This window comes from Nocardioides sp. URHA0020 (genome assembly GCF_000620705.1).
Lineage (GTDB): Bacteria > Actinomycetota > Actinomycetes > Propionibacteriales > Nocardioidaceae > Nocardioides.
The window spans coordinates 107,034-122,242 of record NZ_KK211168.1 but is presented as its reverse complement, the minus strand read 5'-3'; the positions used below and the strand labels follow the sequence as shown (position 1 = coordinate 122,242).

The following is a 15,209-nucleotide window of genomic DNA, read 5'->3' as shown; positions in this document are numbered from 1 at the left end:
GGGGTTTCGAGACGGCGCTGGCGCGCCTCCTCAACCACCGGGGACGACGTACGACACCTCCTCCACCACCGGGGACGCGTATCGGGGTCAGGCGGTGGCGTCGGTGATGGCCCAGGTGGCGGCTTGGTCGAGGAGCTGGTCGTCGGCGGCTTCGATGTCGATCCGGCTGAAGCGGCCGGTGAAGCGGGCCGGGGCGGCGTACTCGCCGACGGTGAGGCCGCGGTCGCAGCCGACGTCGACGCCGGTGTAGCCGGTCCGCGCTCGCGCCAGCGAGGGGATCGTCCCGGCGCCGACCTCGACGCCGTCGACACTCAGCGTGACGGTGCCCCCGGGCCCGGCACGGCGCACCCGCACCTCGACCCGCACCGGGCGACCCACCGGGACCCGCGACGTCGACACGGTCGAGCTGAGGCCGCCACCGTGCACGTAGTGGTGCACCAGGTGCCCGTCGGCGATGCGTACGGCGTACCCGGACGTCCGGTCACCGTGCGCGATCAGCACCCCACCCTGCCCGGGCGCGAGCAGGACGTCGGCCGCGATCGAGTGCGACCGGGCGCGTACGTCGGGCGCGGCCGCGTCGGGCAGCCGGCTCGGCCCCGGGTAGAGCGTCCAGCGGCTCATCGAGGCCCCTGGTCGTACCGGCCCGTGATGATCGGCCCGTCCATGCCGTTGATGACTGCACCGAGGGGCAGCGCGTCGTTGCGCGCGGCCTCCGCCCACCACAGCTCGACCATCGCGGCCAGCCGGTCGGGCTGCTCCGTCGCCAGGTCGTGGAGCTCGTTCCAGTCGGAGTCGAGGTGGTAGAGCTCCCACCGGTCGGCGTCGAAGTTCGTCACCCGCGCCGCCTCGCCGGTCAGCACCAGGAGCGGGCTGAGCATCGGCTCGTGGTGGGCGACCGCCTTCCAGCCGTCCTGCCACAGCGCGCGCTGCCCGTTCATCTCGAAGTACTGCACGGTGCGTCGCGTGGGCGCCGCCGCGTCGCCGAACGTGTAGCGCAGGCTCTCCCCGTCGAGCGGCCGCTGCTCGACGCCCTTGACCACCTCGGGAGCCGTCATCCCGGTGATCTCCAGCGCGGTCGGCGTGATGTCGATGGCGTGGTGGAACTGGGTGCGGATCCCGCCCGGGTCGGTGATGTCACCGGGCCACCGCACGATCAGCGGCGACCGCACGCCGCCGCCGTGGGTGTCCTGCTTCCAGAGCTTGAGCGGCGTGTTGCCGGCCATCGACCAGCCGACCGAGTACGTGTTGACCCACTGCTCCATGCCGATCTCGTCCAGGTGCTCGCGCACGACGGCCAGCTCCTGCTCCGGGGAGTCGTAGCCGGTGAAGAACTTCACCGCGTTCATGGAGCCGACCTCGCCACCCTCCTGGCTGGCGCCGTTGTCGCTGAAGAGGACGAAGAGGGTGTTGTCGAGCTCCCCCATCGCCTCGAGCTCGGCCACGAGCCGGCCGAGGTGCTCGTCGGTGTGCTCGACCATCCCGGCGTACGCCGCCTGGAGCCGCACCATCGCCTCCTGGTCGTCGGGCGCGTAGTCCTCCCACGCTCGTACGCCGGGGTTGCGCTCGGGCAGCGCGGTGTCGGCGTCGACCAGCCCGAGCTCCCGCTGGCGGGCCAGCCGGTCCGCTCGGGTGGCGTCCCAGCCCTTCTCGAAGACCGGGACGTACTTGTCGACGTACTCCTGCGGGACGTGGTGGGGGAAGTGCGGCGCACAGAAGGCGACGTACAGGAAGAACGGCTTCTCCGCGTCACCGTTGCGGTGGTCGTGCACATAGCCGATCGCCCGGTCCACGACGTCGGCGGTGAAGTGGTAGTCCGGGTCGTCCGGCATCTCGGTCCAGTGATTGTCCTCGATCAGGTCGGGGCGCCACTGGTTGGTCATGCCGTCGGGGGTGCCGTAGTAGCGGTCGAACCCACGCTGCAGGGGCCACTGGTCGAACGGCCCGGCCCCGGTGAACTGGTTCATCGGCGTGAGGTGCCACTTGCCGACCCCCAGCGTCGTGTAGCCCTGCGACTGCGCCATCTCCCCGAGCGTGGCGGTCGAGTGGTGCAGCTCCCCGCGGTAGCCGGGATAGCCCATCGCGAAGTTGGGCAGCAGCCCCATCCCGGTGGCGTGGTGGTTGCGCCCGGTCAGCAGGCAGGCCCGGGTCGGCGAGCAGAGGGGGGTGACGTGGAAGTTCGTGTAGCGCAGCCCCTCCGCAGCCAGCCGGTCCGCGGTCGGCGTCGCGATCTCGGAGCCGAAGCAGCCCAGGTCGGAGAAGCCGAGGTCGTCGTACAGGACGTAGACGACGTTGGGCGCTCCCTCCCGGGCGCGGACCGGTGCGGGAAACGACGGCGCCGACTCGGCGAAGGTGCGTCCGATCATGGGTGGACGCTAGCAACTATTGGCAAGAGCAGTGCCAAATGATAGAACCGCAAAGCTGGGCGCGCGTCATGCACCCCGACCCGAGGAGCACGGCATGAAGGTCCTGCGCACCCCCGACGAGCGCTTCGAGTCACTGCCGGGCTTCACGTTCGTCCCGCACTACGCCGACGTGCCCGACGGTGAGGGCGGATCGCTGCGGGTGCACTACCTGGACGAGGGACCGGCCGACGGTCCGGTCGTGCTGCTGATGCACGGCGAGCCGTCGTGGTGCTACCTCTACCGCACGATGATCCCGGTGCTGGTCGATGCCGGCCTGCGGTGCATCGCGCCCGACCTGGTCGGCTTCGGGCGCTCGGACAAGCCCACCGAGCGCGACGACTACACCTACGCCCGGCACGTCGGGTGGATGCGCAGCCTGCTCCTCGACCGGCTGGATCTGACCGACGTCACGCTCTTCGCCCAGGACTGGGGCGGCCTCGTCGGGCTCCGCCTGGTGGCCGAGCACCCGGAGCGCTTCACCCGCGTCGCCATCGGCAACACCGGGCTGCCCACCGGCCACGAGCCGATGAGCGAGGCGTTCCTGGCCTGGCAGCAGTTCTCCCAGACCACCCCGGACTTCGACCTCGGGGCGATCGTCAGCATGGGGGTGGTGACACCTCCGTCCGCCGACGTCGTCGCGGCGTACGACGCGCCCTTCCCGGACGACTCCTACAAGGCCGGAGCCCGGATCTTCCCGACCCTGGTGCCGACCACGGCCGACGACCCGGCGAGTGCCGCCAACGTCGCGGCCCGCGAGGTGCTGGCCGCGTGGGACAAGCCGTTCCTGACGCTCTTCTCCGACAGCGACCCGATCACCGGTGGTGGTGAGCGGTGGTTCCAGGAGCACGTGCCCGGCGCCGCCGGCCAGCCGCACACCACGATCGTGGGTGGTGGCCACTTCCTGCAGGAGGACCAGGGTCCCGAGGTCGCCCGCCGGCTGGTGGCGTTCGTCGGCTGACCGCGATCCGGTAAAGTCCGGCGTGCCAGTTGTGCCACCTCGGTGGTCAGGGAACCCGGTGAGAGTCCGGGACTGACGCGCAGCGGTAAGGGTGACGGGCGGGACATGCAGTGCCACTGGGCTCCTCGGCGACGAGGGACCTGGGAAGGCGTCCCGTGCCGGTCGATCCCGAGTCCGAAGACCTGCTGGCCCTCACGACACCAGTGGTGAGGAACCCCGCGGGCTCCGCGTACGAGCCCCTGACCGCGGAGGACCCTCTCGTGACCAGCAGCGGCACCCGTTCCCGACCGGACCGATGCCCGGGAGTCTTCCGACCCTGGGCCGCAGAGGACGGCAACCTGATCCGCCTCCGGCTCGCCGGAGGCCGCCTCCCCGGCCGCGGCCTGCGCGCCCTGAACGACGTCGCCGCGACGTACGGCGACGGCGACGTGCACCTCACCGGCCGGGCCAACCTGCAGCTGCGGGGTCTCGGTCGGATCACACCGGAGGTGGTGGCCGCGATCGAGGCGACCGGCCTGCTGCCGTCGCGCACCCACGAGCTCGCTCGCAACCTGACGACCTCGCCGCAGACCGGACTGGCCGGCGGACGCGCTGACCTGCGGCCCGTGGTCGCGGAGCTGGACGCACTGCTCTGCGCGGACCCCGCGCTCGCCGAGCTGCCGGGGCGGTTCCTCTTCGTGCTCGACGACGGCCGCGGCGACCTGCTCGGCCGACCGCTCGACCTCGGCCTGGTGGCGCTGGACGACCGGACCGCCCAGCTGCGGGCCGGCGACCTCTGGGGCCCGGCCATCCCCCTCACCGCCGCACCGTCCGCGCTGGTCTCGCTCGCGCGCTCGTTCGTCGACACCAGGACCTCCGAGTGGCACGTCTCGGAGCTCCCCGTCCCCCTCCTCGATCCGCTCCCACCCGACGACGCGGTCCCCGAGCGCACGTCAGCCCTCCCGTACGGCCCGGTCCCCGGCGGCGAGCACGTCGCGGCGCCGTACGGCGTCGTCGAGCCGGCGCTCGGGGCGCTCGACGTCGACCTGGTGGTGACGCCCTGGCGCGGCGTCCTGGTGCCGGCATGAGCGGGCCGTCCCGACCGCCGCGGCGCTACCCGTACGTCGACGACGGGCCGGCGATCTACGTCGACTCGTTCGCGACGATCCGGCGCGAGGCGGACCTCGCCGCCGTCCCGCCCGATGCCGAGAAGCTCGCCGTCCGGATGATCCACGGCTCCGGACAGGTCGACCTCGTCCGGGACCTGGAGATCCACCCGGACCTGGTCACCGCCGCCCGCACCGCTCTGATGCTCGGTGCACCGATCCTCTGCGACGCCCGGATGGTGGCGATGGGCGTCACCGCCGGCCGCCTGCCCGCCGGCAACGACGTGCACTGCTTCCTCACCGACCCCCGCGTGCCGGCACTCGCCGCCGCGTGGAGCACCACGCGCACGGCGGCGGCGGTCTCGCTCTGGGAGCCACTGCTCGACGGCGCGGTCGTCGCGATCGGCAACGCACCGACCGCGCTCTTCCACCTGCTCGAGATGGTGCTGGCCGGGGGGCCACGGCCGGCGGCGGTGGTGGGCTGCCCGGTCGGGTTCATCGGCGCAGCCGAGTCCAAGGCCGCGCTGGCGTCCCTCGGCGCCGACCACGGGATCGACCTGCCGTACGTGACCGTCCGCGGCCGCCGCGGCGGCTCCGCGATGGCCTCGTCGGCGATCAACGCACTGGCCCAGGAGGCGGAGTGAGCACCACGGCAGGCAGGTTCTGGGGCGTCGGCGTCGGGCCGGGCGACCCCGAGCTGATCACGCTCAAGGCGGCCCGCCTGATCGCCGCGGCCGACGTCGTCGCCTACCACGCAGGCGTCGGCAAGTCGTCCAACGCGCGTCGGATCGCCGCCTCGCTGATCCCCGAGGGCGTCGTCGAGGAGGAGCTCCGCTACCCCGTCACGACGGGCGGCACCCAGCACCCCGGTGGGTACGCCGGGGCGATGGCGGAGTTCTACGAGGACGCGGCCGACCGGCTGGCGGCGCACCTCGCCGCCGGTCGCGACGTGGTCCTGCTCGCCGAGGGGGACCCGCTCTTCTACGGCTCGTTCATGTACATGCACGACCGGCTCGCGCCGGCGTACGAGACCGAGATCGTGCCCGGGGTGCCCGCCTTCGCCGCGGCGTCGGCCGCCGCCGCGTCGCCGCTGGCACGGCAGACCGACGTGCTGACGATCCTCCCGGGCACCCTGCCCGAGCCCGAGCTCGCGCGCCGCCTGGCCGACACCGACGGCGCGATCATCATGAAGCTCGGGCGCACCTTCCCCGCCGTGCGCCGAGCCCTGGCAGCGGCCGGTCGCCTCGAGCACGCCGTGTACGTCGAGCGGGCGTCGATGCCCGCCGAACGCTGGCTGCCGGTCGCCGACGTCGACCCGGACTCGGTGCCGTACTTCTCGCTGGTCATCGTCCCCGGCGACTCGCTCCACGGCATGGGACGGCGCACGGCACCCGCTCCGGCGCCGGCGGAGCGGGCCGCAGAGCTGCTGGTCGTCGGGCTCGGGCCCGGCCCGGACGCCTGGGTCACGCCCGAGGCGCGCGCCGCCCTCGAGGGCGTCGACCACGTGATCGGCTACGCGCCGTACGTCGCGCGCGTGCCGCAGCGGCCCGGGCTGACCAGGCACGCGTCCGGCAACACCGTGGAGCTCGACCGGGCCCGGCACGCGCTCGACCTGGCGCTCGCGGGCGAGCGGGTCGCCGTCGTGTCCGGGGGCGACGCCGGGGTGTTCGGGATGGCGTCGGCGGTCTACGAGGCGGCCTCCGACCCGGTGTACGCCGGGGTGGCGGTCCGGGTGCTGCCCGGCGTCAGTGCCGTGCAGGCGGTCGCGGCGCGGGCGGGTGCGCCGATCGGCGCCGACTTCGCGGTGCTGAGCCTGTCCGACCGGCTCAAGCCCTGGTCGGTGATCGAGCGCCGGCTGCGCGCCGTCGCCGAGGCCGACCTGGTGCTGGCGGTCTACAACCCGGCGTCGCGCTCGCGGACCCACCAGGTGGTCGAGGCCCAGAAGATCCTGCTGGAGACACGCTCTGCCGACACCGTCGTCGTCGTCGGGCGCGACGTCGGGCGCGCCGAGGAGTCGCTGACCGTGACCACGCTGGGCGAGCTCGACGCCGACTCGGTCGACATGAAGTGCCTGCTGATCGTGGGTGCCTCCAGCACCACGCTCAGCCCGACCGGTGCGGTCTGGACCCCACGCTCGGTCGGCTGATCGCCCGCTCGACCGGGTGACCGACGCGACGCGCGCGGCGATGGGGCTCAGTGGGCCCCATCGCCGCGCGGTCGGCCCGGCCCGCTACTGGTCGGTGTCGGGCAGCTCGACGCCCATGCACTTCGTCACGGACTCGCTCGACACCGAGGAGAGCGCCTTGGTGTCCTCCTTGCTGCCCTTGTAGTCCTTGTCGTTGTCGACGATCGCCTGCAGCGCGTCGTCGGACAGGTCGGAGTCGTGGAACGCCTTGGCCACGCAGGTGGCCACCTTGTCGGAGACGTCCGAGCCGAGGGCGCCGCCCTGGATGCCGTCGGCGATCTCGTCCACCGACGGACGTCCGCCTCCGTCGCCACCGCATCCGGTGGCGACCGTGAGGACCAGAGCCGCCGAAGCCGCTGCGGACAGTACGCGCTTGTTCATGGGACCTCTTCCGAGTTCGGGGCACCGACGACGCCGTCTACGCGTCGGTCGCCCGCCTGTGTCTTCTCCCGACCCGGCCGTCCGTAACCCCTGACTAGACAACCGGGCGACGATCGCGCGTCCCGGCGTACAGCCAGGACTCGCCGCCGTCGCGGGCCAGCGCCTGTCCCACCAGGACCACCGCGGCCTGCCGCAGCCCGGCGGCCTCCACCTGGGCGGCGATGTCGCCGATCGTGCCGGTGAGCACGAGCTCGCCGGGCTGGGAGGCCCGGAAGACGACCACGACCGGGCAGTCCGGGCCGTACTCCCCCTCGACCTCGACCATCAGCTCACGGATGCGAGTGATCGCGAGGTGCAGCACGAGCGTCGCTCGCGTGGCCGCGAACGCCGCCAACGACTCGGTCTCCGGCATCGCGGTCGACCGCGCCTGGGTGCGCGTCAGCACCACCGACTGCGACACCAGCGGGACCGTCAGCTCGCGTCCCACGAGGGCCGCGGCTGCGGCGTACGCCGGGACTCCGGGGGTGACGTCCCACGGCACACCGGCCACGTCCAGGCGCCGGGTCTGCTCAGCGACGGCCGAGTAGAGCGAGGGATCCCCGGAGGTCAGGCGTACGGCGTCCTCGCCGGCCTCGTGGGCAGCGACCAGCTCCCCGACGATGGCCTCGAGGTCGAGGCCCTGGGTGTCCACCAGGCGCGCTCCCTCGCGGCAGTGCCCCAGCACCGCGTCGTCGAGGTACGTGCCCGGGTAGAGCACGACGTCGGCGCCGGCCAGCAGGGTGGCGGCGCGCAGGGTGATCAGGTCGGCGGCGCCCGGTCCGGCGCCGACGAAGTGGACGGTCATGGCTTGCTCCAGCTCCATTGGGTGACGGCGCGGGCCGGGGTCCAGCCGCTGAAGGACCCGATCGGGGCGGCGTGCTCGACCGAGATCCGGGTGAGCTCGCCGCCGTGCTCGCCGTACGCTGCGGCCAGCAGCGACTCGGTCTCGAGCGTCACGCCGTGGACGACGAGGCGGCCGGCGCGGGCCAGGCGCTCCCGGCAGACCTCGAGCAGCCCGGGAACGGTCGCTCCCCCGCCGACGAAGATCGCGTCGGGCGCGGGCAGGTCGTCCAGCACGACCGGGGCACGTCCGTGGACGACCCGCAGGGTGGGGACGCCGAGGCGGGCGGCGTTGCGGGCGATCCGCTGGCCGCGCGCCTGGTCGGACTCGACGGCGATCGTCCAGCAGCGCGGGTGGGCGCGCATCCACTCGATGCCGACGGAGCCGGCACCGGCCCCGACGTCCCACAGCAGCTGACCGGGCTGCGGGGCGAGCCGGGCCAGGGCGCTGGCGCGCACGTCGCGCTTGGTGAGCTGCCCGTCGTGGTCGAAGGCGTCGTCCGGGAGACCGGCCGTCCAGGCTGCCACCACCGGACCCCGCAGGTCGAGGGCGATGACGTTGAGCCGTGGCGCCGGGCCGGTCCAGGTCGCGGCCGTGGCCTCGGACCGGGACTCCTCGGGCGCACCCAGATCACCGAGCACGGTCATCCGGCTCTCGCCGTAGCCCAGCGCGACCAGCAGCCGCGCGAGCTCGTCGGGCGTGCTCGCGTCGGACGAGAGCACGACGACCCGCCAGCCGGGGGCCAGCTCGCGGAGCACGGCATGCAGGTCGCGCCCGACCACGGTCACGACGGAGCAGGCCTCGGCCGGCCATCCCAGGCGGGCCCGCGCCAGCGCCACCGAGGACAGCGCGGGCTCGATCCGGACCGCGCCCTCGCCGAGCAGCGCGATCAGGGTGGAGCCGATCCCGGAGACGAGCGGGTCGCCGGACGCCAGGGCGACGACGTTGCGACCGGCGTGGCGCTCGAGCAGCGCGGGCAGGTGGTCGCGCAGCGGCGAGGGCCACGGCTCGCGGACGACGTCGAGGGTGTCCGGCAGCATCGCGAGGTGTCGGGCGCCGCCGAGGATGACGTCCGCGGTCAGGAGCCGTCGCCAGCTCGACTCCGGCACGCTGGTCCAGCCGTCGGCGCCGATCCCGATGACGGTGATCAGCGGGTCCGTCAGCGGCTCGCGGTCCTCGGGGCTCGGCACGGGGCAAGACCCTAGTCGTAGGATTCCGCGGTGCTGACCGCCACCGATCCGCTCCCGCACCGTCCGCGGCGGATCCTGGTCGCCGGGGTGAGCGGCTCCGGCAAGACCACGCTCGCCGCCCGGATCGGTGACGTGCTGGGCCTGCGGCACACCGAGATTGACGCGCTCTTCCACGGCACCGGCTGGACCCCTCGTCCCGAGTTCGAGGCCGACGTCGAGGCCTTCACAAGCGCAGAGTCGTGGGTCACCGAGTGGCAGTACTCGCCGGTGCGCCGCCTGCTCGCCGAGCGCGCGGACACCCTGGTGTGGCTCGACCTGCCCTACCCGGTGGTGCTGGGGCGCGTCGTACGCCGGACCCTGCGGCGGCGGCTGCGACGCGAGCGACTGTGGAACGGCAACGTCGAGCCGCCGCTGCACACGTTCCTCACCGATCCCGAGCACGTCGTGCGGTGGTCGATCAGCACCCGCAACCTCAACCGCGAGCGCATCCCGGCGCTGGCCGCCGCGCACCCGCACCTGGTCGTCGTACGCCTGCGGCGCACGAGCGACGTGGACCGCTGGGTCCGCGCCGCGCTCGTGCCGCTAGCCTGACCGCGGCACGAGGTGCCCCGAAGCTCGGGGAGAATCTGGGAAGCCGGTGAGAGTCCGGCACAGGCCCGCTGCGGTGACCGCGGCTCTGCGTCCATCCGGACACGGAGACCACGGAAGTCCGAAGACCGGCCCCGCGCCACGCATCATCCGATGTCCGTTGGCGAGCGAGCGGGAGCCTCTCATGCCACAGCAGTACCCCTTCAGCGCCGTCGTCGGCTCCGACGAGATGGCGCTGGCCCTCATCCTCACGACCGTGTCCCCCGACATCGGCGGCGTCCTCGTGCGCGGCGAGAAGGGCACCGCGAAGTCCACCATCGTGCGAGCCCTGGCCGCCGTGCTGCCGCCGATCGACGTCGTCGCGGGCGACCGGTTCTCGAGCGACCCCCGCGAGCCGTCGCCGCTGTCGCCGGACGGTCCCTTCGCGCCGGACGCGGCGGTGGAGACCCGTGCCGTACGCCTGGTCGAGCTGCCGGTAGGCGCCACCGAGGACCGGGTGCTCGGCTCGTTGCACCTCGAGCGGGCGCTGGCGGAGGGCAGGGCCGAGTACGAGCCCGGGCTGCTCGCCAAGGCGCACCGCGGGATCCTCTACGTCGACGAGGTCAACCTGCTGCACGACCACCTCGTCGACCTGCTCCTCGACGCCGCCGCCATGGGCCGCTCCACCGTCGAGCGCGACGGGGTGTCGGTCGAGCACGCGGCCCGCTTCGTCCTGGTCGGCACCATGAACCCCGAGGAGGGCGAGCTCCGGCCGCAGCTGCTCGACCGGTTCGGGCTCACCGTCGAGGTGGCGGCCCCGCGCGACCCGGCGCTGCGCGTCGACGTCGTACGACGGCGGATGGCCTACGACGCGGACCCCGGCTCCTTCGCCGCGTCGTACGCCGAGGCGGAGCACGCGCTGACCGAGCGCATCCAGGTGGCGCAGACCCGGGTCGCCTCCGTGGAGTTGTCCGACGAGATGCTGCTGCGGATCGCCGAGCTGTGCGCGGCGTGCGAGGTCGACGGGATGCGCGCCGACATCGTCACCGCGCGGACGGCGGTCGCCCACGCCGCCTGGCACGGGCGGGCCTCCGTCACCACCGAGGACGTCCGTGCGGCCGCTCTCCTCGCGCTCCCGCACCGGCGCCGGCGCAACCCGTTCGACGCTCCCGGGCTCGACGAGGACCTGCTCGACGAGGTGCTGGGCGACGACGGGCCCGGCGACGACGAGCCGGATCCGGAGCCTCCCGGTGGTGGCCACGACGGCGACCCGGCGACCGAGGAGGCCGCGGAGTCCACGGGGTCCACGGAGGCCGCGGAGTCCGCGCAGCAACCGCCCGAGACCGGGGCACCTGCGGTCCAGGAGTCCACCCCGCAGCCGTCCGGGGACCGCGCGAGCGAGGAGTCCACCGTGGGAGCGGGCGCGACCTACCGCCCGCAGCTCTTCACCGTCCGCGGGACCGGCGCCGGGGAGGCCGGCCGGCGCAGCCGCGCGATCACCGACAACGGTCGGCGCGTCGGTGCCCGCGCCGGTCGGCACGGCGCGATCCACCTGACCGAGACGGTGCGCGCGGCCGCGCCCCACCAGATGGCTCGCGGGCGTACGACGGGCCGCCTGCTGCTGAGCGCCGAGGACCTGCGGGTCGCGACCCGGGAGGGCCAGGAGTCCAACCTGGTGCTCTTCTGCGTGGACGCGTCGGGGTCGATGGCCGCGCGCAGGCGCATGGAGGAGGTCAAGGGAGCGATCCTGTCGCTGCTGCTCGACGCCTACCGACGTCGCGACAAGGTCGGGCTGGTGACCTTCCGCGGAGCCGGCGCCGACCTGGCGCTCCCACCCACGCACTCGGTCGACATCGCGGCCGCCCGGCTGGAGGGGCTGCCCGCGGGTGGGCGCACCCCGCTCGCCGAGGGCCTGCTGGAGGCGGGCCGGGTGCTCGAGCTCGAACGCGTCCGGGACCCGCGACGACGGCCGCTGCTCGTCGTCGTGACCGACGGTCGCGCGACCAGCGGCGCCGACGCCGTACGCCGCTCCCGCGACGCCGCCGGGCTCCTGGTGCGAGCCGGGATCGACAGCCTGGTCGTCGACTGCGAGACCGGTGGACTGCGCCTGGGTCTCGCCGAGGTGCTGGCCGAGCACCTCGGCGCGCAGCACGTGCCGATCGCCGAGGTCAGCGCCGAGGCGCTGACCTCGGCGATCCGTGGGCGGGCCGCCTGATGGCGCCGCAGGGGCAGCCGATCACCGTCCCCGACGACGGCCTGACCACGGCCCAGCGCCGCCAGCAGCCGCTGCTGATGGTGCACACCGGCGACGGCAAGGGGAAGTCGACGGCGGCGTTCGGGCTCGCGATCCGGGCGTGGAACCAGGGCTGGGACATCGGGGTCTTCCAGTTCGTGAAGTCGGCCAAGTGGCGCATCGGCGAGCAGACGGTGCTCGAGCGCCTCGGCGGGCTGCACACCGAGACCGGCGAGGGTGGGCCCGTCGAGTGGCACAAGATGGGCTCCGGCTGGTCCTGGTCGCGCAAGGCCGGTGAGGCCGAGGACCACGCCGCCGACGCCGCGGCGGGCTGGGCCGAGATCAAGCGTCGGCTGGCGGAGGAGACGCACGACCTCTACGTGCTCGACGAGTTCACCTACCCGATGCAGTGGGGCTGGGTCGACGTCGAGGACGTCGTGGAGACCCTCGCGAACCGCCCCGGTCGGCAGTACGTCGTGGTGACCGGCCGCCGGGCCGATCCGCGCCTGGTCGAGGCCGCCGACCTGGTCACCGAGATGACCAAGGTCAAGCACCAGATGGACCGCGGCCAGAAGGGCCAGAGGGGCATCGAGTGGTGACCCTGCCGCGAGTGGTCGTGGCGGCCCCGGCCACCGGTCAGGGCAAGACGACCGTGGCGACCGGCCTGATGGCGGCGCTGACCCGGGCCGGCCACGCCGTCTCAGGGCACAAGGTGGGCCCCGACTACATCGACCCCGGCTACCACGCGCTCGCCTGCGGTCGCCCCGGCCGCAACCTCGACCCGCACCTGGTCGGCGAGGACCGCATCGTGCCGTTGCTGCTGCACGGCGCCGCCGGCGCCGACGTCGCCGTCGTCGAGGGCGTGATGGGCCTCTTCGACGGCCGGATCGGCGGGCGCGGCTTCGCCTCGACCGCGCACGTCGCGCAGCTGACCGGGTCACCCGTCGTGCTGGTCGTCGACATCTCCCGCTCGTCGCGCTCCATCGGTGCCGTCGTGCACGGCATGGCGACCTGGGACCCCGACGTCCAGGTGGCGGGCGTGATCCTCAACCAGGCCGGGTCGCCGCGGCAGGCGCGCGAGGTCGCGGACTCGATCGAGCTCCCGGTCCTCGGGATCATCGGGCGCGACCCCGACCTCGCCGTGCCGTCGCGCCACCTCGGCCTGGTGCCCGCCGCGGAGCGGGACGAGGCCCGGCACGCGCTGGACACGCTGGCCGAGCGCATCGCCACGCTGGTCGACCTCGACGCCGTGCTGGCGATCGCGCGGACCGCGCCGGACCTCGACGCGGCTCCGTGGGACCCCGTCGCCGAGCTGGGTCGTGCGGCCGCTCCCCCCTCGACCGCCCCGGCTCCGGTGGTCGCGATGGCGGGTGGCCGGGCGTTCACCTTCCGCTACGCCGAGACGGAGGAGCTGCTCCGGGCGGCCGGGTGCGCGGTGGTCGGCTTCGACCCGCTGGTCGACCCCCACCTGCCCGAGGGCACCGCGGGCATCTACCTGGGCGGCGGCTTCCCCGAGGTGCACGCCCGGGAGCTCACCGGCAACATGACGCTGCGTCGGGAGCTCGCGGCGGCGGTCGCGGACGGCGTCCCGACCGTGGCCGAGTGCGCCGGGCTGCTCTACCTGTGCGAGTCCCTGGACCTCTCCCCGATGGTCGGCGCGGTCGCGGCGACGGCGGCCATGACCGAGCGGCTGACGCTGCGCTACCCCACGATGACGGCGGTGACCGACAACCTGCTGACCCGGGCGGGCGAGACGGTGACCGCCCACGAGTTCCACCGCACCCACGTCGCGCCGAGCGCCGGCCGACGCGCGGCCTGGACGGTCGAGGGCCAGGACGTGGGCTTCGCCTCGGAGACCCTGCACGCGTCGTACCTCCACACCCACTGGGCCGGGCACCCGCAGCTGGCCCGGCGCTTCGCCGACGCGGTGCACCGGCATGGATGAGCCCCTGCGGCACCACGGCGACGCCGAGGTCCGCGCCGGGATGGCCGACTTCGCCGTCAACGTGTACGACGGGCCGCGACCGCCGTGGCTCGACACCGCGCTGCAGGCGGGCCTCGACGCCGCCGGCCGCTACCCGTCCGCGGCGACGGCCGAGGCGGCCCTGGCCGCCCGGCACGGTCGCGCGCCGGGCGATGTGCTGGCCACCGCCGGTGCGGCCGAGGCGTTCTGGCTGGTCGCCCGGCTCCGCGCGTGGTCGCGACCAGTGGTCGTGCACCCCCAGTTCACGGAGCCGCACGCCGCCCTCGAGCAGGCGGGGCACCGGGTGACCGAGGTGGTGCTGCCCGAGCCCTTCGTGCTCGACCCCGGCGCCGTGCCCGACGACGCGGACCTGGTCGTGATCGGCAACCCCACCAACCCGACCGGCGTGCTGCACCCGCGCGCGACGATCGAGGCGCTGCTGCGCGACGGCCGCGTCGTGGTGGTCGACGAGGCGTTCATGGACGCGGTGCCCGGTGAGCCCGAGACCCTCACGGCCCACCGGCACCCCGGTCTGGTCGTGACGCGCAGCCTCACCAAGCACTGGGGCATCCCGGGCGTGCGGGCCGGCTACCTGCTCGCCGAGCCCGCACTCGTGGCCGACCTGCGGACCGGGCAGGTGCCGTGGTCGGTCTCGAGCAGCGCGTCCGCCGCGATGGTCGCCTGCTGCTCGCGCGAGGCGGCCGCCGAGTCCGACCGGCGAGCCGAGCAGATCGTCGCGTGGCGTCGCGAACTGCAGGAATCCCTGTCAACCATGGGGATCCACCACCTCCCGTCGCAGGCCAGCTTCGTGCTCGCCCGGGTCGGCGAGGGCGTGCACGGCGCCCTGCGCGACGCCGGCGTCGCCGTACGACGGGCCGACACGTTCCCCGGTCTCGACGCCACGTGGGTGCGGATCGCCGTACGCCCACCGGCGCGGACCAGGTCGCTCCTGGATGCGCTGTCCGCCCTGTCGCTCGATGCCCTAGGCTGACGCCGCGGGCACGAGGAAGCCGGTGAGACTCCGGCACAGTCGCGCTACTGTGACATCGCCTCCGAGCACCATCCGGAGTGCGGTGAAGTCAGACCCGAAGGTCCGCTTCCACCCATTCGAACAGGGACGCACGCATCCCTGAGGAGGCACCATGTCGCAGTCGTCTGCCATCCCCGTCGCCGGGCCCGCCGTCGAGATCCCCTCGATCCCCTTCCGCGAGATCGCCCCGTGGGCCCTCCTCTTCGGGCTCCTGGCCATCCTGGCGCTCTTCTTCATCAGCGCCGACCAGGGCGCCGTCTCGATCCCGTCCGGCAACGCGGTCCACGAGTGGGTCCACGACAGCCGGCACCTGCTCGGCTACCCCTGCCACTGAG

The 15,209-nt window shown here is 73.8% G+C and carries 15 protein-coding genes and 2 riboswitches; of the genes, 10 read left to right on the top strand and 5 right to left on the bottom strand.

Annotation, left to right across the window (positions count from 1 at the left end; all coding sequences use genetic code 11):
* Window positions 1-87 precede the first annotated feature (87 nt).
* Window positions 88-621 (bottom strand): LamG domain-containing protein, encoded by a 534-nt coding sequence (locus N542_RS26680; RefSeq protein WP_051551705.1) that lies wholly within the window; start codon window positions 619-621, stop codon window positions 88-90.
* Window positions 618-2,363 carry an arylsulfatase gene (locus N542_RS24690; protein WP_051551703.1) on the bottom strand — a complete coding sequence of 582 codons (1,746 nt, stop codon included), beginning with the start codon at window positions 2,361-2,363 and terminating at the stop codon, window positions 618-620. The genes N542_RS26680 and N542_RS24690 overlap by 4 nt, the downstream gene beginning before the upstream one ends.
* 94 nt (window positions 2,364-2,457) lie before the next feature.
* Here N542_RS24690 and N542_RS0112320 point away from each other — a divergent pair, with 94 nt between their 5' ends.
* From N542_RS0112320 to N542_RS0112305, 4 genes are all read left to right on the top strand, one after another.
* Complete coding sequence (locus tag N542_RS0112320; RefSeq protein ID WP_028644168.1) at window positions 2,458-3,360, top strand: haloalkane dehalogenase; 903 nt, start codon at window positions 2,458-2,460, stop codon at window positions 3,358-3,360.
* A gap of 9 nt (window positions 3,361-3,369) precedes the next feature.
* A riboswitch (cobalamin riboswitch) is annotated at window positions 3,370-3,564 on the top strand.
* A 56-nt stretch (window positions 3,565-3,620) separates the two neighbouring features.
* Window positions 3,621-4,427 carry a nitrite reductase gene (locus N542_RS0112315; protein WP_028644167.1) on the top strand — a complete coding sequence of 269 codons (807 nt, stop codon included), beginning with the start codon at window positions 3,621-3,623 and terminating at the stop codon, window positions 4,425-4,427.
* Complete coding sequence (locus tag N542_RS0112310) at window positions 4,424-5,089, top strand: precorrin-8X methylmutase (RefSeq protein WP_028644166.1); 666 nt, start codon at window positions 4,424-4,426, stop codon at window positions 5,087-5,089. The genes N542_RS0112315 and N542_RS0112310 overlap by 4 nt, the downstream gene beginning before the upstream one ends.
* Window positions 5,086-6,591, top strand: coding sequence for a precorrin-2 C(20)-methyltransferase (locus N542_RS0112305; protein WP_028644165.1), 1,506 nt, complete (start codon window positions 5,086-5,088; stop codon window positions 6,589-6,591). Before N542_RS0112310 ends, N542_RS0112305 begins: the two co-directional genes overlap by 4 nt.
* A gap of 84 nt (window positions 6,592-6,675) precedes the next feature.
* Here N542_RS0112305 and N542_RS0112300 read toward each other — a convergent pair whose 3' ends face one another.
* From N542_RS0112300 to cbiE, 3 genes are all read right to left on the bottom strand, one after another.
* Entirely contained in the window at window positions 6,676-7,011 is a 336-nt protein-coding gene (locus tag N542_RS0112300; protein ID WP_028644164.1) for a hypothetical protein, read from the bottom strand.
* 94 nt (window positions 7,012-7,105) lie between these two features.
* On the bottom strand, window positions 7,106-7,855 hold the full coding sequence (locus N542_RS0112295) for a cobalt-precorrin-4/precorrin-4 C(11)-methyltransferase (protein ID WP_155993038.1): 750 nt from the start codon (window positions 7,853-7,855) through the stop codon (window positions 7,106-7,108).
* Entirely contained in the window at window positions 7,852-9,081 is a 1,230-nt protein-coding gene (cbiE, locus tag N542_RS0112290; RefSeq protein ID WP_231482631.1) for a precorrin-6y C5,15-methyltransferase (decarboxylating) subunit CbiE, read from the bottom strand. The genes N542_RS0112295 and cbiE overlap by 4 nt, the downstream gene beginning before the upstream one ends.
* A gap of 30 nt (window positions 9,082-9,111) precedes the next feature.
* Here cbiE and N542_RS0112285 point away from each other — a divergent pair, with 30 nt between their 5' ends.
* The 6 genes from N542_RS0112285 to N542_RS0112260 all read left to right on the top strand — a co-directional run bounded on the left by N542_RS0112285 (window position 9,112) and on the right by N542_RS0112260 (window position 15,208).
* On the top strand, window positions 9,112-9,672 hold the full coding sequence (locus tag N542_RS0112285; RefSeq protein ID WP_028644161.1) for an ATPase AAA: 561 nt from the start codon (window positions 9,112-9,114) through the stop codon (window positions 9,670-9,672).
* Window positions 9,666-9,820, top strand: a riboswitch (cobalamin riboswitch). Its footprint overlaps the gene before it by 7 nt.
* Before the next feature lie 33 nt (window positions 9,821-9,853).
* Complete coding sequence (locus tag N542_RS0112280) at window positions 9,854-11,863, top strand: magnesium chelatase subunit D family protein (protein ID WP_028644160.1); 2,010 nt, start codon at window positions 9,854-9,856, stop codon at window positions 11,861-11,863.
* On the top strand, window positions 11,863-12,480 hold the full coding sequence (gene cobO, locus N542_RS0112275) for a cob(I)yrinic acid a,c-diamide adenosyltransferase (RefSeq protein WP_036507690.1): 618 nt from the start codon (window positions 11,863-11,865) through the stop codon (window positions 12,478-12,480). Before N542_RS0112280 ends, cobO begins: the two co-directional genes overlap by 1 nt.
* The gene (locus N542_RS28360) at window positions 12,477-13,826 is read left to right on the top strand and encodes a cobyrinate a,c-diamide synthase (RefSeq protein WP_331279586.1); all 1,350 of its coding nucleotides are present in this window, start codon (window positions 12,477-12,479) and stop codon (window positions 13,824-13,826) included. The genes cobO and N542_RS28360 overlap by 4 nt, the downstream gene beginning before the upstream one ends.
* Window positions 13,819-14,835, top strand: coding sequence for an Rv2231c family pyridoxal phosphate-dependent protein CobC (gene cobC, locus N542_RS28355; RefSeq protein ID WP_028644158.1), 1,017 nt, complete (start codon window positions 13,819-13,821; stop codon window positions 14,833-14,835). Before N542_RS28360 ends, cobC begins: the two co-directional genes overlap by 8 nt.
* A 151-nt stretch (window positions 14,836-14,986) precedes the next feature.
* Window positions 14,987-15,208 carry a CbtB domain-containing protein gene (locus N542_RS0112260; protein ID WP_028644157.1) on the top strand — a complete coding sequence of 74 codons (222 nt, stop codon included), beginning with the start codon at window positions 14,987-14,989 and terminating at the stop codon, window positions 15,206-15,208.
* The last annotated feature ends 1 nt before the right edge of the window (window position 15,209 follow it).

Bases quoted from the DNA above. Each gene is read 5' to 3' on its own strand.
- N542_RS0112300 (WP_028644164.1), bottom strand. From the start codon at position 7,011: ATGAACAAGCGCGTACTGTCCGCAGCGGCTTCGGCGGCTCTGGTCCTC.
- N542_RS0112260 (WP_028644157.1), top strand. From the start codon at position 14,987: ATGTCGCAGTCGTCTGCCATCCCCGTCGCCGGGCCCGCCGTCGAGATC.
- N542_RS0112295 (WP_155993038.1), bottom strand. From the start codon at position 7,855: ATGACCGTCCACTTCGTCGGCGCCGGACCGGGCGCCGCCGACCTGATC.
- cobO (WP_036507690.1), top strand. From the start codon at position 11,863: ATGGCGCCGCAGGGGCAGCCGATCACCGTCCCCGACGACGGCCTGACC.
- N542_RS0112280 (WP_028644160.1), top strand. From the start codon at position 9,854: ATGCCACAGCAGTACCCCTTCAGCGCCGTCGTCGGCTCCGACGAGATG.
- N542_RS0112310 (WP_028644166.1), top strand. From the start codon at position 4,424: ATGAGCGGGCCGTCCCGACCGCCGCGGCGCTACCCGTACGTCGACGAC.
- N542_RS26680 (WP_051551705.1), bottom strand. From the start codon at position 621: ATGAGCCGCTGGACGCTCTACCCGGGGCCGAGCCGGCTGCCCGACGCG.
- N542_RS0112320 (WP_028644168.1), top strand. From the start codon at position 2,458: ATGAAGGTCCTGCGCACCCCCGACGAGCGCTTCGAGTCACTGCCGGGC.
- N542_RS24690 (WP_051551703.1), bottom strand. From the start codon at position 2,363: ATGATCGGACGCACCTTCGCCGAGTCGGCGCCGTCGTTTCCCGCACCG.
- cobC (WP_028644158.1), top strand. From the start codon at position 13,819: ATGGATGAGCCCCTGCGGCACCACGGCGACGCCGAGGTCCGCGCCGGG.